Raw genomic sequence first — 22,577 nt, forward strand, 5'->3', positions numbered from 1 at the left:
TCCCTTAATATTACAATAAAATAGAAGGGGGGCTCCCCTTCTACTATTCTAACATAATTTATTCAACAGAAAAGATAAATGGATATAACGGCTGTTTTCCGTTATGCACTTCCACTTCTACGTCCGGATATGTTTCCTCAATATAAGAAACAATTGCTTCGACTTCCTCTTCTGTTGCTTCTTCCCCATATATCATTGTAACGATTTCGCTATCTTCATCAATTAGCGTATTAAGCAATTGCTTCGTCACCGAAAGCTTATCTCTTTCCGCCGCAACGATTTTATTATCAGCAAGACCCATATAATCGTCTTTTTCAATCTCCACCCCATCGATCGTTGTATCCCGTACCGAAAACGTAACTTGTCCTGTTTTGACACGCGACAGGGCGACCGTCATTGCTTTTTCGTTTTGTTCCTCAGAAAGTGATGGATTAAACGCTAGCAATGCCGACATCCCTTGAGGGACTGTTTTCGATGGAATAACGATCACCTTTTGGTTGACGACGGTCGCAGCTTGTTGCGCTGTCATAATAATGTTTTTATTATTTGGAAGCACGAATACTGTTTCTGCGTTAATGCTTTCAATTGCTTTTACGATATCCTCCGTGCTCGGGTTCATCGTTTGGCCGCCTTCAATGACAACGTGTGCGCCGATGCTTTTAAACAGCTCGGCAACGCCGGATCCCATCGCTATTGTCACAATTCCATATTTCTCTTTTTGTTTCGCCTTCGATACGCTCGAAGCAGCATTGCGTTCTTGATTTACTATATTTGCGTGCTGTTGGCGCATATTTTCAATTTTAATGTTTATTAAACTTCCGTATTTTTGTCCGTATGTCAGTACTTCGCCAGGCTGTTCTGTGTGAATATGCACTTTTACAAGTTCATCATCAGCAATGACTAATAATGAGTCACCGAATCGGCTTAAATCTTGACGAAACGCTTCTTCAGAGAATGGATGTTTTTGCAATTTATCTCGTTCAAACCGTACCATAAATTCGGTACAGTAACCAAACTCAATTTCATCCGTATCGATATGGCTTTGTGCACTTTTATGATGTTCAGCATTGATTAATTCTTGCATCGAGACTTCTACAGGCTTTCGATCAGCAACATTTTCCCCTTTTAATGCGCTCAAAAATCCTTCATATACGTAGACAAGCCCTTGACCGCCGCTATCGACAACCCCCACTTCTTTTAATACCGGCAATAATTCAGGTGTGCGTTGCAAAGACGCCTTCGCTTCCTTCACTACCTCTTCCATCACAATGGCAATGTCTTGTTCTTTTTTTGCGACTTCTACCGCCCGTTTCGCCGCGTCTTTCGCTACGGTCAGTATCGTGCCTTCCACCGGCTTCATTACCGCTTTATAAGCGGTGGTGACACCTGCTTCAAGCGCAGCAGCAAATTCCGCACTATTAATTTCTTTTTTCGCTTCCACCGCTTTCGCAAAACCACGAAACAATTGCGATAAAATCACTCCTGAATTTCCGCGCGCTCCCATCAATAGCCCTTTTGCTAATGCACTGCCGACTTTTCCAATATGATCAGAAATGTTATTTTTTACTTCCTTTGCACCAGAAGTCATCGATAAATTCATATTCGTGCCTGTATCGCCATCCGGAACCGGAAAGACGTTCAGCGCATCGACCGCTTTTGCATTGTTGGATAAATGCGCCGCTCCTTGAAAGACCATTTCTGCAAACAGTCTTCCGTCAAGTATCCTAATTGTCACCTACTAACTCCTCCTTACTACGGATTCGTTACACGAACCCCTTGAACATAAATATTAATCGACTGTACAGAAAGCCCTAACATTTGATCAAGCGTATATTTCACTTTTGTTTGCACATTGTGAGCAACTTCAGAAATTTTCGTTCCATAGCTAACAATAATGTACATATCAATATGTACTTCCCCATTTTCTTCTCGGACAATCACACCTTTAGAAAAGTTTTCCCTCCGCAAAATTTCAGAAATTCCGTCTTTAATTTGATTTTTCGATGCCATTCCAACGATTCCATAGCAATCGACCGCAGCGCCCCCTGCAATCATCGCAATTACATCATTGGAAATTTCGATTCTCCCGTATTTCGTTTGCAATTCAATGGACATGACAGTTCCCCCTTCGGAATTGTTCGCATAGCTACAGTCATTGTACTATAACGCTCTGCTTTTTAAAAGTTCTCCCATCGCCCACTAGTATTATTTAGCCGAAAATAAAAATATATGTCAAGGATATTTTCTTGAAAGATAAAACATCATATATTGAAATTTAACTGTTTGTATGGTAAATTATAATAGTGTTTTTTAGACTCACAACGGAAAGCGGTACGAGTAAGGAGGGAAAAAAGATGGCAAAATGCTTTGTGACAGGAAAGAAAAAATCTTTCGGTAATTCACGTTCACATGCGATGAATGCAAATAAACGCACATGGAAAGTAAACCTTCAAAAAGTTCGTATTTTAGTCGACGGAAAACCAAAACGTGTATGGGTGTCTGCCCGCGCATTAAAATCTGGAAAAGTACAACGCGTTTAACGGACACCGCATAATAAAAAAGCACCAAAAATTGGTGCTTTTTTATTACCCTTTTTTAAAGGAATTTAACATGGCACGCACAATTCCACCAAGAAATTTCGGTAATTTAATGGTATAAAATTTCATTCCGATTCCCTCCTCACTGCCATCATAACGGGCTTTCCTTCATCTCTTTATAAGTATATTCGCTTCACTTTAAATCGTACCTACATCACTACTTCTTATCATCATTAATATGCCTTTGGAAAATGAAAAAGTACCAGAAGATTGGATAAGTTCGTTACTAATACATAGTGTCGAACCTCGAAAAATATGACTATTTGTTAGCGGATATTTAAATCCATCCAACGTCATTCCTTTAATATCATTGGAAATCGGAATGTAAGAAACGTATCGATATCGTTCATCGTAAGAAACGGTGTACGTGCCTGGAAGATGGACAGTCACAATATTTTGTCTGTCGATCATCTCAATCGGTTTCCCTGCGTATTTGACCAGCAATTGAACATTACCAAATAAATGGTCAAGGCGGCCGCCGGTTGCTCCAAAAATGCGGACTTTATCCGCTTCTTGCTGCACCGCCCAATCAAGCGCAATTTCCATATCGGTTTTATCTTTTTCCGCCGGCCATATATCAAGATCGTCGAGTGTTTTTTGTAGTAATGTAATCTCTTCCGTCGTCAAGGAGTCAAAATCGCCAAACGCTTTTATCGGTCGGATTCCCGCCTCAAGCAGCGTCATTGTTCCACGATCCACCCCGATCCATCGTACATGTTCTCCATCGTAACTAGCTAAAGAGGGAAGATGTTCACTCGGTCCGCCGCCGACAATATGAATAAACATATGTTTCTTCCTTTCTTACTTACTTTAAAGCGGAAGGTTATACACCTTCCGCCTCATTTTCGCCACGAATGGCACGAATCGCTGCAGCACGGTCACGTTCATTATAAATAGCAGAACCAGCAACAAGCACGTTTGCCCCAGCCTCCATGCATAGGCGGGCTGTTTCGGCATTAATCCCGCCATCTACTTCAATTTCTACAAATCGTCCTCTTTCTTTCACCAGTTGCGCAACTTGTCGAATTTTTGGCAATACAGATGGAATAAATTTCTGTCCCCCAAATCCTGGATTGACTGTCATCAATAATACTAAATCAACATCATCGATAATATGTTGAATCATTTCTACCGGCGTATGTGGATTTAAGACAACTCCCGCTTTTACTCCTTGCTCTTTAATTAAATGAATCGTACGATGCAAGTGTGGGCACGCTTCCACATGAACGGATAAATAATCCGCTCCCGCCTTTGCAAAAGCAGGAATGTATCGGTCAGGCTGCTCAATCATTAAATGAACATCTAAAGGAAGCTTTGTAATGGGACGAATCGCTTCGACAATTAGCGGCCCGATCGTAATATTCGGCACGAAATGGCCATCCATCACATCAACATGAATGTAATCGGCTCCACCTTGTTCCACGTCACGAATCTCCTCAGCAAGCCGCGCGAAATCGGCGGATAAAATCGATGGTGCAATTTTTACCATAGTTAATACCTCGGCTTTCGTTCTTTAATTTCTTCGACAAAACTAATGTAATTCTCATATCGGTAAGAAGGGATTTTCCCCGATTCGACCGCTTCTCTCACGGCGCATTTTGGCTCCGCGATGTGCAAACATCCGCGGAATTTGCATTCCTCGCTGCGCTCACGAAGCTCTGGAAAATAAAGCGGCAGCTCTTCCAATTCTATATCATCAAGCTCTAACGCACTAAAACCCGGCGTATCAGCAACAAGGCCGCCGCCAATTTCCAACAATTCTACATGGCGGGTTGTATGTTTTCCACGCCCTAAATGTGTAGAAATATCATTGGTTTTTAACTGCAAATCCGGACGGAGCGCATTTAAAAGCGAGGATTTCCCGACGCCGGATTGCCCAGCAAAAACGGAAATATGCCCTTCTAAATATGAAAGCAACTGTTCTACTCCTAATTTGGTGATGGTTGACGTTTCAATGACATCATAGCCTATTTGCCGATAATCACGAATATATTGTTCCATTGTTGGTTTTGTCTGGTCGTCCACCAAATCCATTTTATTCACGACAATAATCGGACGAATATGTTTGGATTCGACAAGAACGAGAAAACGGTCGAGAAGTCTTGTGCTAAAATCTGGCTCCACTGCCGAAAACACTAAAATCGCTTGTTCTACGTTAGCGATTGGCGGACGAACGAGCCAGTTTTTTCGTTCGCGTATATTCATAATATATCCTTCTGTTTCGCTCGTCGCCTGAAACTCGACATGATCCCCGACAAGAGGAGTAATTTTCTGCTTTCGAAATACTCCTCTGCCTCGGCATTGAAACACCTTTCCTTCCGATAATACATAATAAAATCCGCTTAGCGCTTTAATAATCTTTCCTTCTGCCATAGCCTCACTCCTTTGTGACATTGTTTGGATATGGAATTGTTCCTTCATCCTTTACTACATTGTTTACAATGACACGATAATACGCCGTTTCCTTATATGGAATTTCAAATTCCACCGTCTCCGTTACCGGTGCGGTCAGACGGTATGTTTTATACGGCGTTGTCATATTATGTTTGGCATCTTGAATATATAATTGCGCTTCCATCACTTGTCCTTCTTCTTCCGGTTCATATGGAATTTCAATATCTTTTATCACCGTTTTCACAGGAAGCGTCTCCTTGCCGCGTGAAATAATTACCGTAATGGTATCGCCTTTACCTACTTTTTCATTGGCTGTAGGTGTTTGAGAAATAACGAGCCCTTCCGGAACTTTATCCGAATATTCGTATTTTACCTTCAAGTACAACTGTTGATCATCTACATAATCACGCACGCTCTTTTCTGTATATCCCGTCAAGTCTTTCAACATAATTTTTTCCGGACCAAGGCTGACAGTGAAAATCACTTCTGTTTCTTCAGGAACGACTTTATCTCCTGCATAAGGAAATTGATCGATAATGGTACCAGGCGGCTTGTCGCTATAACGTTCATTGCGTGTAACATTCATAAAATTTTCGTTTTTCAGCTGTGCTTCCGCTGTTTCGATATCTTCGCCGATAAAATCGCCAAACTCTACTTTCTTTTTACCGATGCTTTTATAAATAATAACAGCAGATCCTTCCTTTACCATCATTCCTGCTTCCGGTTTCGTGCGTACAACCTTTCCTTCTGCGATTTCGTCATCCTCGACGTCAATCGTATCTTTAATCTCCAATCCTAGCGATGATAACTTTTCGACCGCCTCGTCATAATCTTCATTGACGACATTCGGCATTGTCACTTCTTTCGGAAAAATCAAATCGGGAATCCACGTAACTGCGCTCACCCCGGCTGCTGCAAGAAATAAAAATAACGCAGTGAGCCAAACAATCCATTTTAGCTTTTTCTTCGGTTTTGTTTCTTTTTTCTCTTCTTCCTTTTTTTCTTCGTAAACAATGGTTTGCTGTTCCAGCCCGGCGCTAACAGGGCTCTCTCTAATAACAGGAATCGCCTTTGTCGGTTCTTCATCATCGGCAGGAATCATAAATTTTTGCTCATTGACGCGTTCCGGATCTAAAGCCGTGCTGATATCCTCATTCATTTCCCTTGCCGAACGGTAACGATAAAACGGATCTTTCGCCGTTGCTTTTAAAATAATATTCTCGACACTTTGAGGAATACTAGGATTCCATGCTTTTGGAGAAGGAGTTTCCGCCTGTAAATGTTTGAGCACAATCGATACGGCAGACTCTCCAGAAAAAGGAAGCCGCCCTGTTACAAGCTCAAACATGACAATTCCTAGGGAGTAAATGTCGGATTTTTCTGTCGCAATTCCGCCTCGCGCTTGTTCGGGGGACAAATAATGAACAGAGCCAAGCACCGAATTTGTTTGCGTAATCGTAGTAGAACTACGGGCAACGGCAATCCCGAAATCAGTTACTTTTACATCTCCATTCTCATCAATTAAAATGTTTTGCGGCTTAATATCCCGATGAATAACCCCGTTTTCATGAGCGTGCGCAATCGCTGATGTTAATTGCTCCATAATATGAAGCGCCTTTGGAACCGGGAGGGGGGCGTGCTGATGAATATATTGTTTTAATGTATATCCGCGCACATACTCCATAACAATATAATAAATGCCTTCATCTTCTCCAACATCATAAATGGTGACGATATTTTCGTGATTCAAACTCGTTGCCGCCTGTGCTTCGCGGTGAAACCGTTTGATAAACTGTTCATCATTGGCAAAATCAAAGCGCAATACTTTTACGGCGACGTCGCGATCTAAAATGATATCTCTCGCTAAATAAACATTTGCCATCCCACCGCCGCCAATTAAACTAATAATTTTATAGCGATCATTTAACCGTTTGCCGATGAGCATGCGGATCACCTACTTTCACGTTCCAATGAAAAATCAATAATTGCCAGCGTAATATTGTCTTCCCCTCCATGTTCATTTGCCAAGTCAATTAGCGCTTGCGCCTTGTGCTCGAGAGAGTCATCCGATGTCAAAATATGTACCATCATTTGTTCCGGCACTTTGTTTGATAAACCATCCGAACATAAAAGCAACATATCATGCTCATCGATGCTGATTGTCTTCATATCCAATTTCACTTCTTTTTCCGTGCCGAGCGCGCGCAACAAAACATTTTTACGCGGATGGTGTTCTGCATCTTCCTTTGAAATTTGCCCCGTTTTCACTAATTCATTGACGAGTGAATGATCTTCCGTAATTTGCTGAAATCCATTTTTATTTAAAAGGTAACAGCGGCTGTCGCCAATATGGCCGACCGTGACAAAATGGTCAGTGCAAATCGCGCTGACAATCGTTGTCCCCATTCCTTGGCATTCCGTATGCTTTAAGGAATGCTCGAATAAAATCCGATTCACAGCCGCTACATGATCTTTCAACCATTGCTCTGCTATATCTGGAGAAGAGATGTGCTCTGTCTGTTCCCATTCTTCTTTTAAATAGGAAATCGTCATTTCACTCGCAACATCGCCGGCGCGATGTCCCCCCATCCCATCTGCAACAACCGCCAAATAATGCCCGTCTTTATTTTGAAAAACTCCGCCGCTGTCTTCGTTGTGAGCCCGAATTTTACCAATGTCGGTTTGAAAAACGACTTTCATTATTTCACCTCGTCTCTTCTTTTCGCTCCTTCGCGCGAAGCTGCCCACATGCTGCGTCAATATCGTGTCCGTGTTCGCGGCGAATCGTAACATTGATTCCATGTTTTTTTAATGCGCGTTCAAACGCAAAAATTTGGTCGCGCGGTGTCCGCACGTAATTTCGTTCCGGCACATAGTTTACCGGAATTAAGTTAACGTGGCATTTCAATCCTTTAATGAGCTCGGCTAGCTGTTCCGCATGTTCGATTTGGTCATTGACTCCGCCAAACAATCCGTATTCAAACGTAACGCGTCGCCCTGTTTTTTCAATGTAATAACGGACAGCATCCATTAATTTTGGAAGCGGATATGCTTTATTGATCGGCATTAACTTCGTGCGCAGCTCTGTCGTCGGGGCATGCAGCGAAATCGCAAAATTCACTTGCATTCCTTCATCCGCAAATTGGTAAATTTTCGGGATGATCCCGCTTGTAGAAACGGTGATATGTCGTGCACCGATGTTCAACCCTTTTGAATGGTTGACGATTTTCAAAAATTTTATCAGCTCATCGTAATTGTCAAACGGCTCGCCGATTCCCATGACGACAATGCTGCTTACGCGCTCTCCTTGTTCATCAAGCGCTTTTTGTACTTTTACGACTTGCGCTACAATTTCTCCTGCTTCTAAATGACGCTTTAATCCGCCAAGCGTCGAAGCGCAAAATGTGCAGCCGATGCGGCAGCCAACCTGTGTCGTTACACAAATGGAATTTCCATAATTGTGACGCATCAACACTGTTTCAATCGAATATCCGTCATGAAGTTCAAACAAAAATTTAATGGTGCCGTCTTTTGATGTTTGTTTCACTAACGTTTTTAACGTTGTAATATCGAAATGTTCGCTTAGTTTTTCACGTAACGTTTTCGGAAGATTGGTCATCTCAGAAAAATCGGTTGCCCGTTTTTGATATAACCATTCATATATTTGCGTGGCACGAAATGGTTTTTCTCCTTGCTCGATGATCCAATCTTTTAACTGTTCGAACGTAAGTGAATAAATCGATGGATTGCGTGATACTGTTTCTTCTTTTTTCTGTTTTGCAATATTCGTCTGTTCCAACGAAGCTACACCTTCTTTCGTAATGATGCGATAAAAAATCCGTCCGACCCAAAATAATGTGGAAGAAGATGCAGTTGCCCGTTGCGAACGTATGGTTGTACTTTTTCTGGCAACCGCAGTTTCATCGTTTCATCCGGTGAAAATTCTGGGTGATCGTCTAAAAATTGAGCAATGACTGCCTCATTTTCATCACGGTCAATCGTACATGTGCTATATACAAGCGTACCGCCCTTTTTTAACAATGGCGCAACTGCGTGCAAAATTTCACGTTGCAACGCCGCAAGGGAAGGAATATCTGCTTCCGTTTTTGCATATTTAATATCTGGTTTACGTCGGATGACGCCAAACCCCGAACACGGGGCATCAACTAAAATTTTATCAAAAATCTCCCGCTCAAACACTTCGCCTAAACGTCTGCTATCAAGCACACGCGCAGAAATATTCGTAAGCTGCAGTCGTTTCGCATTCTCCTCGATCAAATTCACTTTATGTTCATGAATATCCGCGCATATTACTTGTCCGGTGTTGTTCATTAACTCTGCGATATGGGTCGATTTTCCGCCCGGCGCAGCGCAACTGTCAAGAACGCGCTCATGTTCTTTCGGTCCAAGCGCCTGCGCCACTAACATCGAGCTTTCGTCTTGAATCGTAATCCATCCGCGGCGAAACGCATCCGTGTGCGCAAGATTTCCTTTTTTCGCTTGAATCGCTTCCTCTGCCACCTCGCCGAGCACCACTTCCATTCCTTCTTGCTTGAGCTTGTCTATTGCTTCCTCGACAGTTATTCTTGCGGTATTCACCCTCGCCGTTTGCTTTGGCGGCAACAAGTTTGTTTCACACATCCGTTTTGTTTCTTCAAATCCGTATTGCTCGACCCAGCGCTTGACAAGCCAGTGTGGATGGCTTGTCGCAACGGCTAACCGCTCCACTTTATCTTCTATTTTCTCAAGAGACGGCACTCCTTGACGTTGAATGGCGCGCATCACCCCGTTAACCAGCGAAGCGACCCCTTGATGCCCTCGTTTTTTCGCAATTTCCACCGCTTCGAAAATCGCGGCGCGGTCAGGAATGCGGTCTAAATACAATACTTGGTAAAGGGTCAAGCGAAGAAGCACGCGAACCCACCGCTCTAGTTTGCGCGCTTTTTTCAAAAACGGGGTCAAATAATAATCAAGCGTATCCCGGCGCTGAATCGTTCCGTATACGATTTCCGTCAACAGCCGGACATCTCTTTCGGAAAGGCGATGCGTCTCAATCATTTTATTTAATAATAAATTGCTGTACGCTTCTTTTTCTTCGACAGCCAACAATGTTTCCAAAGCGACTTCTCGTACGTTTTTAGCTTTCATGTTCATCTCCTAGCTTCATTCCAATAGTGAGATGGGCGCCGGCGCCGCGCAAGAATTGCGCCGCATTCATCCGTTTTTTCCCCGCCGGCTGCAATTCTGTAATTTTAATTGCCGTTTCATTGCCGGTCGCAACAACAATTCCATCCTGTACGATATCAATAATCGTTCCGGGTTCTGCTTTTTTCGGAGCCGGAACTTTTTCTCCCCACCAAACCTTCCATACATTTCCGGCAAACGTTGTATATGCAACTGGCCACGGGTGCAAGCCGCGTATATGGTTATAAATGTCTTCTCCCGGCTTTGTCCAATCAATCTTTTCTTGTTCGCGTTTAATATTATACGCATATGTTGCTTTTTCATCGTCTTGTTTGATTGGAGTTAATTTTCCAGCTACTAATTGCGGAATCGTTTCTGATAACAGTTTTGCCCCGGCAATGCTTAATTTATCATGAAGCGTGCCAACCGTATCAGTTTCGGTAATCGGTACTTCCACTTGTGTTAAAATATCGCCGGCATCGAGCTTTTCCACCATATACATAATCGTGACGCCTGTTTTTGTCTTTCCTTGCAAAATCGCATAATGAATCGGAGCGCCGCCCCGCAATTCTGGAAGCAATGAAGCATGGACGTTAATGCAGCCATATTTTGGGGCATCGAGCAATGCTTTTGGCAAAATTTGGCCAAACGCCGCTGTCACAATTAAATCTGGCTTGAACGCCAACACTTGTTCATATTGTTCTTTTTCACGAATTTTTGTCGGCTGCAATACCGGAATTCCGTGTTTTTCCGCTTCCACTTTGACCGGCGGCGGTGTCAACTCCCGCTTTCTTCCTTTCGGTTTATCCGGCTGTGTAACGACGGCAGCGATGTTATAGCCATCTTCTATTAGCTGCTTTAATATCGGAACAGAAAAATCCGGTGTTCCCATAAATACAACTTTTATCATCTTTCCATCATCTACCCTTCTAATTCCTCCGGATCGTAATAGCGAATTACTTTCGAAGTAAACAATATTCCGTTTAAATGGTCGATTTCATGTTGAAGCGCGCGTGCTAAAAATTCGGTTGCTTCAAGCGTAAACACCCGACCGCGCCGATCTTGAGCACGAACTTTTACATAATTGGCGCGTTTTACTTCACCAAACAGCCCTGGAAAACTTAGACAGCCCTCCGGACCGATTTGCTCCCCGCGCGCTTCTATAATGCGCGGATTGATCAGTTCAATCCGGCCGTGATCGTCACCGACATCAACAACGGCAATTTGTTTCGCGATTCCGACTTGAGGCGCGGCTAAGCCGACGCCGTCTGCATCTATCATTGTTTCATACATGTCATTTAACAGCTGAATAAGCTGACGGTCAAATTGTTTTACCGGTTCGCACACCGTTTCTAAAATATCCGCTGGGTATGTTACAATTGGTAAGATTGCCAACACAATTCCTCCATTTACATCATTGTATATGGGTTTGTATCGATCGTAATCAATAAATCTCCTTGGGAAACATCGTGCTGATAACGATCGATAACCGCTTTTAATACCCGTGTCATGTTCGGCTCCCGTTTGTATTTTATCATGCATTGATAGCGATATCTATCATGAAGTCGAGCAATCGGTGAAGCGACAGGGCCAAGAATGATCGCTTCATTCGACAGCTGCGCCCGCAAATACGCCGCAATCTTTTCTGTCACAGCCACCGCTTTCGTTATTTCCGAGTGGGATACGGTGATTAATGTCAAATAGTAAAATGGCGGGTATCCGTACATTTTACGAAGCACCATTTCTCTTTGATAAAATGCATCATAATCGTGTTTAGCGGCAAGCGTGATGCTGTAATGCTCCGGCGTATACGTTTGGATGACGACTTCGCCGGGAAGCTCGTGGCGCCCGGCGCGCCCGCTTACTTGTGTCAATAGCTGAAATGTTTTTTCTGAAGCGCGAAAATCAGGAAGATGGAGCATCGTATCTGCGGCCAACACGCCGACAAGCGTTACTTTTGGAAAATCAAGACCTTTGGCAATCATTTGTGTGCCAAGCAAAATATCGGCCTTCCCTGCGCCAAACTCAGCAAGCAGCCGTTCGTGGGCGCCTTTGCGGCTCGTTGTGTCGACATCCATGCGGATCACGCGCGCTTCGGGAAGCAGTTTCGTCAATTCTTCTTCCACTTTTTGCGTTCCCGTTCCAAAAAAGCGAATATGCTCACTTCCGCATGATGGACAGCGATACGCAATCGGCTCCTCGTGTCCGCAATAATGGCATTTTAATCGCTGCTCGACCCGATGATACGTCAATGAAATATCACAATGCGGACAACGAATCACATAACCGCAATCACGGCACATAACAAATGTCGAATAGCCGCGCCGATTTAAAAACAATACAGACTGTTCTCCTTTATGAAGGCGGTCTTTCAACTTTTCGAATAACAAGCGCGAAAACATCGAACGGTTTCCGCTCCGCAGTTCTTCCCGCATATCTACAACATGAACGTCCGGCATCCCATTATCGCTTATCCGCTTTTGTAATGTCAGTAACTGATATACCCCTTTTTTCGCCCGCGCAAACGATTCAAGCGAAGGAGTAGCGCTGCCGAGCACGACAGGACATCCGTGGACACGGGCTCGGTAAATCGCCACATCACGGGCGTGATAACGCGGATTTTCTTCTTGTTTGTAACTTGTCTCATGTTCCTCATCAATAATAATCATACCGAGATTTTCAAACGGAGCGAAAATCGCTGAACGGGCGCCGACGACAAGCTGCACTTCTTTCCGATGAATTTTTCGCCATTCATCATATTTTTCACCGACAGATAAACCGCTATGAAGCACTGCCACTTGTGAACCGAAACGCCCTTTAAACCGTTCGACCATTTGCGGCGTCAGCGAAATTTCCGGAACAAGAACAATCGCTTCTTTTCCTTGCCGCAATACTTCTTCAATCGCTTGCATGTAAACTTCTGTTTTTCCGCTTCCCGTCACGCCGTATAGCAAAAACACATCATGCTCATTGGCTCTTACGCGCTCAACAATGGCGGAAAGCGCTTTTTCTTGCTCATCGGTAAGCGGAAGCGGCGCTGTTTTTGAAAACGAACGATGCTCATATGGATCGCGATATACTTCGATTTCTTTTTCTACAACGAGTCCTTTTGCGGCCAACGCTTTCAGCGAAGCATAGGAAGCATCGGTCTGCTCTAACAGCTGTTTCAATGGCATTGCTTCATCCGCAGACAGAAGAACCGTTAACAACTGTTTTTGCTTGGCGGCGTTTGCCGGCAATGCGTTAATGGCACGCGCGATTTCTTCATGCGATTGCGCCAGTTCCACGTACTTTACCGTTTTCGCTGTTGCTTTTTCTTTTACATGGTATACGACTTCTAAATAGCCTTGTTGAATCGCCTTTTGCAGCGGCCTAAGCAGATCGCTATGCTCTACTTCTTTCCAATCAATGGCAGTACGATCCACAAAAAGCGGCTGAATCGCTTCTGGCAGTAAAAAGCGATTTTCTGTACGAACGAGCCGGATTTCCTTTTCATATTTTGCTTTCATCGCCGCCGGAAGCATCGCTTGATAAGCGGAAATCGCAAAACAAAGCGTCGTTTCTGTTAAATATTTCCCTAGCTCGAGCAGCTCTTCGTTTAATACAGGGGTGACGTCTAACACTTCTTCAATCGGTTTCAATGTTTTTACGTCCGAGTGAGACTTAATATCGATCACAAACCCTTGCAATCGCCGCGGACCGAACGGAACGGTGACACGCATGCCTGGCTGCAATACATCTTCCCATTTTTTAGGGATGGCATAATCAAAAGGCCGATCCGTCTGACGCGAAGGAACATCTACAATAACCGCTGCTACTTTCATCGAATCGCCTCGATATAATAATGAATTTCTTTTAAAATTTCTTCCGCTACTTGTTTTTTCGGCAAAAGCGGCAGCGAACGTACGGAGCCGTCGCGTTTGAAAATAGTCACAATATTCGTGTCGCCAGCAAACCCTGCTCCTTCTTCCGAGACGTTGTTGGCAACGACCATATCCAGCCGTTTGCTTTCTAATTTTTGCCGGGCATATTCCTCAACATGGTCCGTTTCTGCCGCAAATCCGACTAAAATTTGCGTCGTTTTTTGTTCACCTAGCGTTTTTAAAATATCAATCGTTCTTTCCATTTCAATCACATAGTCGCCCGGCTGTTTTTTTATTTTTTGATCAAACACATGCTTCGGTCGATAGTCAGCCACCGCCGCCGTTTTGATGACGATATCCACATGCGGAAAGCGATCCATCACCGCTTCATACATTTCTTGCGCAGACTCTACTCGAACGGTTTCTACGTTTGCTGGCGCATCCAGCTCCGTAGGACCAGAAATGAGTGTCACCTCCGCACCAAAGCGCGCTGCCGCTTCCGCAATCGCATAGCCCATTTTCCCTGTGGAACGATTGGAAAAAAAGCGGACAGGATCTAATTTTTCACGCGTCGGTCCCGCGGTGACAAGCACTTTTTTTCCTTTTAAGAAAGGATTGAGAGAGGCAAAATATGTTTCGATATTGTCAATAATTTTTTCTGGTTCTTCTAGTCTCCCTTTTCCGACATATCCGCAAGCTAAATACCCTTCCGACGGCTCAATAAAGCGATAGCCAAAGCGATATAGCGTTTCGATATTGGCTTGCACCGCCGGATGTTCGTACATATGAACATTCATTGCCGGCGCGATCCATACCGGCGCTTTTGTCGCTAAAAGCGTTGTTGTAATCATGTTGTCGGCAATGCCGTTTGCCAATTTTCCAATTGTATTGGCGGTAGCAGGGGCAACAAGAACAAGATCAGCCCAATCTGCAACATCAATATGAGCAATTACCGCTGGATTTTTTTCTTCAAATGTATCCACATATACTTCGTTGCGCGATAATGCTTGGAATGTAAGCGGAGTAATGAATTGACAGGCAGCTTCACTCATCATTACTTTCACATTGGCACCGCGCTGGGTTAATTGGCTCGTTAAGGCAGCGGCTTTATAAGCTGCAATTCCCCCTGTTACACATAATAAAATGTTCTTTCCATTCACCATATTAGAAACACCTCTACTATACTTTTGTAAAAAAATAACAACCTAACAGCTAGGTTGTTATTTTTCTTCTACTAATTCGATATGGTCCGCAGCAATTTCCTCTAAAGCTTGCCCAACAAATTTTTTCGACACCGGATTTTTAATGGTTAATTCTTCATTTTCCTGAAGTTGACGAGCGCGTTTCGCTGCAACCGTAACAAGCTTATATTTCGAATCGACCTTTTGCATCAATAGATCGATGGAAGGATATAACATGTTTTATTCCACCCCCAACATTTTTTTATAGCGTTTTGCCACACGTTCTCGTCGGCAATGTTCAGCAATCACGATCGCTTTAATCCGCTCGCACGCGAGCTCGACTTTATCGTTTTCCACGACATAATCGTAAGCATCCATCATTTCAAGTTCTTCTTTTGCTGCTTTCAAACGATTTTGAATGAGCTCTTCTGACTCTGTACCGCGCGCTATAATTCGCTTTTCCAATTCGCTTAAACTTGGAGGGGCAAGGAAGATAAAAAGACCTTCCGGAAACACTTTGCGCACTTGAAGCGCCCCTTGCACTTCAATTTCCAAGAACACATCTTTTCCTTCTTGCAACGTTTTTTCCACATAATCAATTGGAGTTCCATAGTAATTGCCAACGTATTCTGCCCACTCAAGCAATTTGTTTTCACGAATCATTTGCTCAAATTCTTCGCGCGTTTTAAAGAAGTAATCGACACCATCGACTTCTCCTTCCCGCGGTTTCCTTGTCGTTACGGAAACGGAATAATGCAAATTAATATCCGGCTGGGAAAACAATGCTTTTCGCACCGTTCCTTTTCCAACGCCAGACGGTCCAGACAACACAATCAATAATCCTCTTTCACTCATAGATATATAAAACCCTACCCTTCCTCCGATAAATCATCGCTTCCATATAAACGATTGGCTACTGTTTCCGGTTGAACGGAAGATAATATGACATGATCGCTGTCCATAATAATGACAGCCCGTGTTCTCCTTCCATGAGTGGCATCAACTAATTTTCCGCTTTCTCTCGCATCTTGAATAATTCGTTTAATTGGTGCTGAATCGGGGCTGACAATCGTAATAATGCGAGCGGCTGATACCATATTTCCATATCCGATATTAATAAATTTTATCCCCACGAAATGCCCACCTGCCATAAAAATTATTGTTGCCGCAATTGGACAGTTCTAAACGATTACTCGATATTTTGCACTTGCTCTTTCATCTTTTCGAGCGCGCTTTTCATCTCTACTACTTGCGCAGCAATTCGGCTATCGTTCGCCTTTGCCCCGATCGTATTCACTTCCCGGTTTAACTCTTGTACTAAAAAGTCAAGCTTTCGACCGATTGGTTCGTCTTTTTCGAGCGTTGCGGCAACTTGCTTAAGGTGGCTGCGAATCCGCTTTAGCTCTTCGTTAATATCCGCTTTTTCCGCGAAAATCGCCACCTCTGTTAAAATGCGTGACTCATCGGCAGGAAGTGGAACAAGCTCATTGATACGTTTCATTAACCGCTCGCGATAATGATCAATGACGCAAGGAGCCCACTCCTCAATCGCTTGCACACTTTTTTCAATACTAGAAAGCTGCGTTTTTATATCAACAAGGAGCGCCTCACCTTCCTGCTTACGCATAAATGCAAGTTGCTCTGCTGCCTCTTTGACTGCTGCAAGTAACAGTTGCTCCATTTCCTCATTGTCGGTTTCTTCTTCAATAATTTCCGCAACACCTTCGAGCTGAAATAAGTGGGAAAGTGTCACACGATCATGCAAAGAAAATTGCTCATTCGCTCTTTGCAAACTATTATAATACTCCTTCATTAAATCCCAATCAATATGTAATTTTCGCTTCACTAATCCATCGCCTTCGATATTGACAAAAACTTCGATTTTTCCTCGTTTCACGTACTGCAAAATTGCTTTTTTTATTTTATCCTCAAAAACAATCCATTGTCTAGGAATGCGGATGAAAATTTCACAAAAGCGATGGTTCACTGACTTCATTTCCACGGTAATGCTTAGCTGTTCATTCTTTTTCGTGCTGCGTCCAAAGCCTGTCATGCTATAAACCATGTCATCACATCCGTTTGTGTGAAATCCAAAAAAGAAAAGGTCATAGAGTGATCCTCTATCACCTTGGATATTATATCATATCTCTTTTTTATTTTCTCGTAAAAAGCGAACCGGAAAACAAAAATGTTGGAAGCGCCGCTAAACCAATAATGAGCAGCCAATCAAACGAAGCGATCGGCACGGTATGAAAAATTCCCTGCAGCGGTGGATAGTAAATCACGATAAGCAATAACAATATTGATATGATGACTGCTCCAACAAGGTATATATTTTCAAACGGATTGCGGTCAAAAATCGAGCGTTCGCACCGGCAGTCGAATACATGAATAAGCTGCGCCAACACTAACGTCGCAAACGCCACCGTCTGTGCATAAACAAGCTCATGCCCGCTTCGTTCATACGCGGTCATAAACGCTGCCAACGTCACCATTCCGATGGCAAAGCCGCGGCTGACAATTTTCCAGCCAAGTCCGCGAGCAAACACCCCTTCTTTCGGATGGCGCGGCGGACGTTTCATTACATTTTCTTCGGCGCGGTCAATCCCTAACGCCATCGCCGGAAGGCCGTCGGTAACGAGGTTCACCCATAAAATTTGAATCGGCACAAGCGGAAGAGGCAAAGCAAGCAGCATCGCAAACAACATGACTAAAATTTCTCCAACATTGGATGCTAACAAATAGCGGATAAATTTGCGAATGTTTTCGTAAATATTTCTTCCTTCTTGAATCGCCGCTTGAATCGTTGCGAAATTATCATCTAATAACACAAGCGAAGCCGCTTCTTTCGCAACATCCGTTCCGGACCGTCCCATCGCCACACCTATATCGGCCGCCTTAATTGCCGGGGCGTCGTTCACGCCGTCGCCCGTCATCGATACAATATGCCCTCGCCGTTGCAATGCTTTTACAATTTTTAATTTATGTTCCGGAGAAACGCGGGCAAATACATAAATATCATCGACCACTTCTTCAAGTTCATCTACCGAAAGCCGCGACAACGTTGGGCCGTCCATTACTTTTCCGTTCGGCGGCAGCACCCCAAGCTGCTTGGCAATCGCTTTGGCGGTAAGCACATGATCACCAGTGATCATGATTGTTTTAATGCCCGCTTCCTTGCACTGCTGCACCGCTTTTTTCACTTCTGGGCGCGGCGGATCGATCATTCCTTGAATTCCGATAAACACGAGATTTTTCTCGGCCTCTTTTTCTGAAGTAATTCGCTCATAAGCTTGAAGCGGGCGATAAGCAATCGCAATCGTGCGGAGCGCTTGGCTCGCCATTTGATGGATGACATCTTTTACAGTCTTTCTCCATGCCGTTGTCATCATTTGCTCACGGCCGTTCCACCAAATTTGCTTACTCACTTGCAACAATACGTCTGGGGCCCCTTTTGTCACAATGAATCGTTTGCCTGCTTTATCTTTCACAATGACCGTCATCATTTTCCGTTCCGAATCAAACGGAAATTCTTGCTCCACGGTAAATTCGTTTTCGATGCGTTCTTTCGTCAATCCCGCCTTCATCGCGGCGACAAGCAAAGCGCCTTCGGTCGGATCGCCGTCAATGTAACGACGTTTTTCTTTTTCTCTTAATTGTGAACTATTGCAAAGCACTCCAAACGTAAGCAATTGATGTAAGACTGTATCCTTTCTTAGATCAACAGGATGGCCGTTTTCATAAAATTGCCCGGATGTTTCAAGCCCTGTACCGCTGACTGAAAAGTTTTTCCCGCTTGCCCAAATATGCGTCACCGTCATCATGTTTTCCGTCATTGTTCCCGTTTTGTCGGAACAAATGACAGAAGCGCATCCTAGCGTTTCCACAGCCGGTAATTTGCGGACAATCGCGTTTTTCTTAATCATCCGCTGCACACCAAGCGCGAGCGCAATCGTTACAATCGCTGGCAATCCTTCTGGGATCGCGGCGACCGCTAGCGAAACACCTGCTAAAAACATTTCATATAAGTCGTGCCCTTGAATGACACCGACTGCGACAACGAGAATTGTAAGCAGCAGGGCAACAGCAATTAAAATTTTCCCAAGTTGCTCGAGCCTGCGCTGCAACGGAGTCATCACCGTTTCCGCTTCTTGAAGCAGATTCGCAATTTGTCCCATCGCCGTTTTCATTCCCGTTGCAATCACAATGCCAACGCCGCTTCCTCTTGTTACAAGGGTGCCCATGAAAGCCATATTATGTAAGTCACCGATCGCAGCATTTTCGTTCATAAGCGGTGCGGCTGATTTCGCCGTTGGCACCGACTCACCCGTTAGCGCCGATTCTTCGATTTCCAGCCCTTTTGCATCAATTAAGCGAACATCGGCTCCGATTCGGTCTCCGCTTGAAAATTTGATAATATCGCCGACAACAAGTTCTTGCGATGGAATTTTCATCCATTCCCCATCGCGCAATACCGTCGCCTGCGGTGCCGATAGTTGTTTCAGCGCCTCTAATGATTTCTCGGCACGCCGTTCTTGGAAAAATCCTAAAAACCCGTTCATGATGACAATAACAATGATGGCAACCGCATCGACATATTCGCCTAGCAGTCCCGAAATAACGGTAGCAACCAGCAACACAAGCACCATAAAATCTTTAAACTGATTCAAAAACAACAAAAGCGCCGACTGTTTTTTCGCTTCTTTTAATTCGTTATATCCGAACCGTTTCAGACGCTTTTTCGCTTCTTCTGTCGTTAATCCTGTAGCGATGTTTGTGTTCGTTTCCTTCGCGACTTCATTGGATGCGAGCGTATGCCATTGCATCGACGTTTCTCCCTCCTCTTCGCTTCTCTATGAAAGCTTATTCAGACATGTCCAAAAAAATGATATGATATTAATGTAAAAAATGAGCAGAAAGGTGTTTTTCCATGGCATTTGACGGAGTATTTACATACGCAATAACAAAAGAGTTGCAACAAGCGCTTGAAGGAGGGCGCATCACGAAAATTCATCAGCCGTTTGCCCACGAACTCGTATTGCAAATCCGCTCGTACGGGCGAAATTATAAATTGCTGCTGTCTGCGCATCCGAGCTATGCGCGCGTTCATTTAACAAATGAGACGTATGACAATCCGGCAGAACCGCCGATGTTTTGTATGCTTTTGCGCAAACATTTAGAAGGAAGCATCATCGAAGCGATCCGCCAAGTCGATTTCGACCGCATCATCACTATTGAGACAAAAGGGAGAAACGAGATTGGCGATATCCATACCAGACAGCTCATCATCGAAATTATGGGACGGCATAGCAACATTATTTTGATCGACAAAGATACAAACACGATTATCGACAGCATTAAACACCTCTCCCCTGCCGTCAACCGGTATCGTACGGTGCTTCCTGGCCATGAGTACATCGCACCGCCATCGCATGGGAAAATAAATCCGCTTGAAGCAACCGAAGAAACAGTCTTGAAAAAAATTGATTTTCAGGCGGGGAAATTAGCGGAGCAGCTCGTTGCTGCATTTTCGGGCATTTCGCCGCTCTTAGCAAAAGAAATCGTTTTTCGCGCCGGGCTCGCGAATCGGGCAACACTTCCAAAAAGCTTTATCTCGTTGATGGATGAAGTGCGCGCCCATCGCTTTGCGCCGGCGATGTACACGAATGGCGAAAAAGAATGGTTTTACGTGCTTCCGCTTACCCACTTGCAGGCAGAAGCAAAAGCGTTTGCCACGCCAAGCGAACTATTGGACCGTTTCTACTTTGGCAAGGCTGAACGCGACCGCGTGAAACAGCAAGCTCACGATCTCGAGCGGTTTATTGTGAACGAAAAAGCGAAAAATGAAAAAAAGCTGATCAAGCTGAAACAAACATTAGAGGAGGCAAAACAAGCAGAACAATATCGGCTTTACGGGGAACTGTTAACCGCTAACCTGTACGCTATCGAGCGGGGAATGAAAGAAATCGAAGTGATCAACTATTACGACGAAAACGGCGCGACGGTGACGATTCCGCTCGATCCGCAAAAATCGCCGTCGAAAAACGCGCAAAGCTATTTTCAAAAATACCAAAAAGCGAAAAACTCGTTAAACGTCGTCCAAGAACAAATTAAGCGCACGAACGAAGAAATCGCTTATTTCAATACGCTTCTCCAGCAGCTGGAAACCGCTGCGCCGAAAGATGTCGAGGAAATTCGCGAGGAGTTGATCGAACAAGGATATTTGCGGGCGCGCGCCACCAAACAAACGAAAAAGCAAAAACCGCGAAAGATCGAGCTGGATCGCTACGTCGCAAGCGACGGCACGGAAATTCTAGTTGGGAAAAACAACAAGCAAAACGATTATTTAACGACAAAACTAGCGCATAAAGACGAGATTTGGCTGCATACAAAAGACATTCCCGGCTCACACGTCGTCATTCGCAGCAAAAACCCGTCGGAACAAACGATCATCGAAGCTGCCAACCTCGCCGCCTATTTCAGCAAAGCGCGCCAATCGAGCTCCGTTCCCGTCGACTACACGCGCATCCGCTATGTGAAAAAACCGAGCGGAGCCAAGCCGGGTTTCGTGATTTACGAAAACCAGCAGACGATTTACGTTACGCCGGATGAGGATTTGGTGATTCGAATGAAAAAGCAATAACATAACAAATACCTCCCACGCTTCGTGTTGGGAGGTATTTCTTTATGTGAATATTTCTTCGAGATTTAATGCCAACCCCAGAAAACAAACCGATTGGACAACGCCCGTCCCTGCTTTAATATCGGCTTGTTCATATAATCCTTCCTCATTTAACGTATAAACCGTAATCGCGTCCTTCATCGGATTCACAATCCAATATTCTTTCACACCGTAGGCCATATATAAGTTAAACTTTGTCACTAAATCATGCGCCTGATTGGAAGGGCTTAATATTTCCACAATCAGTGTAGGAACACCGACATATTTCGTCTCGGTAAACCCTTTTTCACCACAAATAATGCTAAGGTCGGGAATGACCACTTTTCGATCAGGAAACTTCTCGCTAACTAACTCAATGTCTGTCGGCGCGGCAAATACTTTGCACTTTTTCCCTTTCAAATAAATTCCGAACTGCGTATGAATATTGCTCGAAACAAGCTGATGTTTAATGCTTGGGGAAGGAGTCATATACACGACGCCGTCAATATATTCCAAGCGGTCTTCGCTTTTCTCCCGCAGCGCTAAATATTCTTCATACGAAACGTTGGAAAATCGCGGTAAGGACATCATAATCCCTCTTTTCCTCTCTTATATATACTTCTATTATATTACCTGCTCACCTTGAGCAAAAGAGCGGAGCGGGATCATGAAAAAAAGAGCGCATTCCGCTGTGCGC

22 protein-coding genes are annotated in these 22,577 nt (G+C 44.1%); 2 read left to right on the forward strand and 20 right to left on the reverse strand.

All coding sequences use genetic code 11. The features are described from left to right. Positions 1–58: 58 nt before the first annotated feature. Positions 59–1,735, reverse strand: a complete 1,677-nt coding sequence (locus QSJ37_RS05795; protein WP_285754301.1) for a DAK2 domain-containing protein — start codon at positions 1,733–1,735, stop codon at positions 59–61. A gap of 17 nt (positions 1,736–1,752) precedes the next feature. Further along, complete coding sequence (locus QSJ37_RS05800) at positions 1,753–2,115, reverse strand: Asp23/Gls24 family envelope stress response protein (protein WP_015863406.1); 363 nt, start codon at positions 2,113–2,115, stop codon at positions 1,753–1,755. Positions 2,116–2,354: 239 nt separating this feature from the next. Here QSJ37_RS05800 and rpmB point away from each other — a divergent pair, with 239 nt between their 5' ends. After that, positions 2,355–2,540: a 50S ribosomal protein L28 gene (rpmB, locus tag QSJ37_RS05805; RefSeq protein ID WP_015863405.1), complete on the forward strand. Its 186-nt coding sequence runs from the start codon at positions 2,355–2,357 to the stop codon at positions 2,538–2,540. A gap of 45 nt (positions 2,541–2,585) precedes the next feature. On the opposite strand, the gene spoVM is transcribed toward rpmB, so the two are convergent. The 17 genes from spoVM to QSJ37_RS05890 form a co-directional block, all read right to left on the reverse strand. Beyond that, on the reverse strand, positions 2,586–2,666 hold the full coding sequence (gene spoVM, locus QSJ37_RS05810) for a stage V sporulation protein SpoVM (protein WP_003394991.1): 81 nt from the start codon (positions 2,664–2,666) through the stop codon (positions 2,586–2,588). Between the two features lie 69 nt (positions 2,667–2,735). Then, positions 2,736–3,383 (reverse strand): thiamine diphosphokinase, encoded by a 648-nt coding sequence (locus QSJ37_RS05815; protein WP_285754302.1) that lies wholly within the window; start codon positions 3,381–3,383, stop codon positions 2,736–2,738. A 37-nt stretch (positions 3,384–3,420) separates the two neighbouring features. Next, positions 3,421–4,086 (reverse strand): ribulose-phosphate 3-epimerase, encoded by a 666-nt coding sequence (gene rpe, locus QSJ37_RS05820; RefSeq protein ID WP_285754303.1) that lies wholly within the window; start codon positions 4,084–4,086, stop codon positions 3,421–3,423. A 2-nt stretch (positions 4,087–4,088) separates the two neighbouring features. Then, positions 4,089–4,970, reverse strand: a complete 882-nt coding sequence (gene rsgA / locus QSJ37_RS05825) for a ribosome small subunit-dependent GTPase A (RefSeq protein ID WP_285754304.1) — start codon at positions 4,968–4,970, stop codon at positions 4,089–4,091. Between the two features lie 4 nt (positions 4,971–4,974). Further along, positions 4,975–6,936, reverse strand: a complete 1,962-nt coding sequence (gene pknB, locus QSJ37_RS05830; RefSeq protein WP_285754305.1) for a Stk1 family PASTA domain-containing Ser/Thr kinase — start codon at positions 6,934–6,936, stop codon at positions 4,975–4,977. A gap of 5 nt (positions 6,937–6,941) precedes the next feature. Continuing rightward, on the reverse strand, positions 6,942–7,691 hold the full coding sequence (locus tag QSJ37_RS05835; protein ID WP_285754306.1) for a Stp1/IreP family PP2C-type Ser/Thr phosphatase: 750 nt from the start codon (positions 7,689–7,691) through the stop codon (positions 6,942–6,944). A gap of 4 nt (positions 7,692–7,695) precedes the next feature. Beyond that, positions 7,696–8,775: a dual-specificity RNA methyltransferase RlmN gene (rlmN, locus tag QSJ37_RS05840; protein ID WP_373467267.1), complete on the reverse strand. Its 1,080-nt coding sequence runs from the start codon at positions 8,773–8,775 to the stop codon at positions 7,696–7,698. A gap of 20 nt (positions 8,776–8,795) precedes the next feature. Beyond that, on the reverse strand, positions 8,796–10,139 hold the full coding sequence (gene rsmB, locus QSJ37_RS05845) for a 16S rRNA (cytosine(967)-C(5))-methyltransferase RsmB (RefSeq protein WP_285754307.1): 1,344 nt from the start codon (positions 10,137–10,139) through the stop codon (positions 8,796–8,798). Beyond that, positions 10,129–11,085, reverse strand: a complete 957-nt coding sequence (gene fmt / locus QSJ37_RS05850; RefSeq protein WP_015863397.1) for a methionyl-tRNA formyltransferase — start codon at positions 11,083–11,085, stop codon at positions 10,129–10,131. The genes rsmB and fmt overlap by 11 nt, the downstream gene beginning before the upstream one ends. Positions 11,086–11,096: 11 nt before the next feature. After that, the gene (gene def / locus QSJ37_RS05855; RefSeq protein WP_285754308.1) at positions 11,097–11,570 is read right to left on the reverse strand and encodes a peptide deformylase; all 474 of its coding nucleotides are present in this window, start codon (positions 11,568–11,570) and stop codon (positions 11,097–11,099) included. A 14-nt stretch (positions 11,571–11,584) separates the two neighbouring features. Then, positions 11,585–13,999, reverse strand: coding sequence for a primosomal protein N' (priA, locus tag QSJ37_RS05860; RefSeq protein ID WP_285754309.1), 2,415 nt, complete (start codon positions 13,997–13,999; stop codon positions 11,585–11,587). Continuing rightward, on the reverse strand, positions 13,996–15,201 hold the full coding sequence (gene coaBC, locus QSJ37_RS05865; RefSeq protein ID WP_285754310.1) for a bifunctional phosphopantothenoylcysteine decarboxylase/phosphopantothenate--cysteine ligase CoaBC: 1,206 nt from the start codon (positions 15,199–15,201) through the stop codon (positions 13,996–13,998). Before coaBC ends, priA begins: the two co-directional genes overlap by 4 nt. 57 nt (positions 15,202–15,258) lie before the next feature. Then, positions 15,259–15,456, reverse strand: coding sequence for a DNA-directed RNA polymerase subunit omega (gene rpoZ / locus QSJ37_RS05870; RefSeq protein ID WP_015863393.1), 198 nt, complete (start codon positions 15,454–15,456; stop codon positions 15,259–15,261). Positions 15,457–15,459: 3 nt separating this feature from the next. Beyond that, the gene (gmk, locus tag QSJ37_RS05875) at positions 15,460–16,074 is read right to left on the reverse strand and encodes a guanylate kinase (RefSeq protein ID WP_015863392.1); all 615 of its coding nucleotides are present in this window, start codon (positions 16,072–16,074) and stop codon (positions 15,460–15,462) included. Positions 16,075–16,088: 14 nt separating this feature from the next. Beyond that, complete coding sequence (gene remA, locus QSJ37_RS05880) at positions 16,089–16,352, reverse strand: extracellular matrix/biofilm regulator RemA (protein WP_015863391.1); 264 nt, start codon at positions 16,350–16,352, stop codon at positions 16,089–16,091. A 56-nt stretch (positions 16,353–16,408) separates the two neighbouring features. Beyond that, a complete protein-coding gene (locus tag QSJ37_RS05885; protein WP_285754311.1) occupies positions 16,409–17,284 on the reverse strand; it encodes a YicC/YloC family endoribonuclease in 876 nt (291 codons plus the stop codon). A gap of 88 nt (positions 17,285–17,372) precedes the next feature. Then, positions 17,373–20,045 carry a calcium-translocating P-type ATPase, SERCA-type gene (locus QSJ37_RS05890; RefSeq protein WP_285754312.1) on the reverse strand — a complete coding sequence of 891 codons (2,673 nt, stop codon included), beginning with the start codon at positions 20,043–20,045 and terminating at the stop codon, positions 17,373–17,375. 104 nt (positions 20,046–20,149) lie between these two features. Here QSJ37_RS05890 and QSJ37_RS05895 point away from each other — a divergent pair, with 104 nt between their 5' ends. After that, a complete protein-coding gene (locus QSJ37_RS05895; RefSeq protein ID WP_285754313.1) occupies positions 20,150–21,862 on the forward strand; it encodes an Rqc2 family fibronectin-binding protein in 1,713 nt (570 codons plus the stop codon). Between the two features lie 42 nt (positions 21,863–21,904). Here the strand turns inward: QSJ37_RS05895 and QSJ37_RS05900 are convergent, their stop codons facing one another. Continuing rightward, the gene (locus QSJ37_RS05900; protein WP_015863387.1) at positions 21,905–22,468 is read right to left on the reverse strand and encodes a Uma2 family endonuclease; all 564 of its coding nucleotides are present in this window, start codon (positions 22,466–22,468) and stop codon (positions 21,905–21,907) included. Positions 22,469–22,577 lie beyond the last annotated feature (109 nt).

The organism is Parageobacillus sp. G301 (assembly GCF_030268025.1).
Lineage (GTDB): Bacteria > Bacillota > Bacilli > Bacillales > Anoxybacillaceae > Parageobacillus_B > Parageobacillus_B toebii.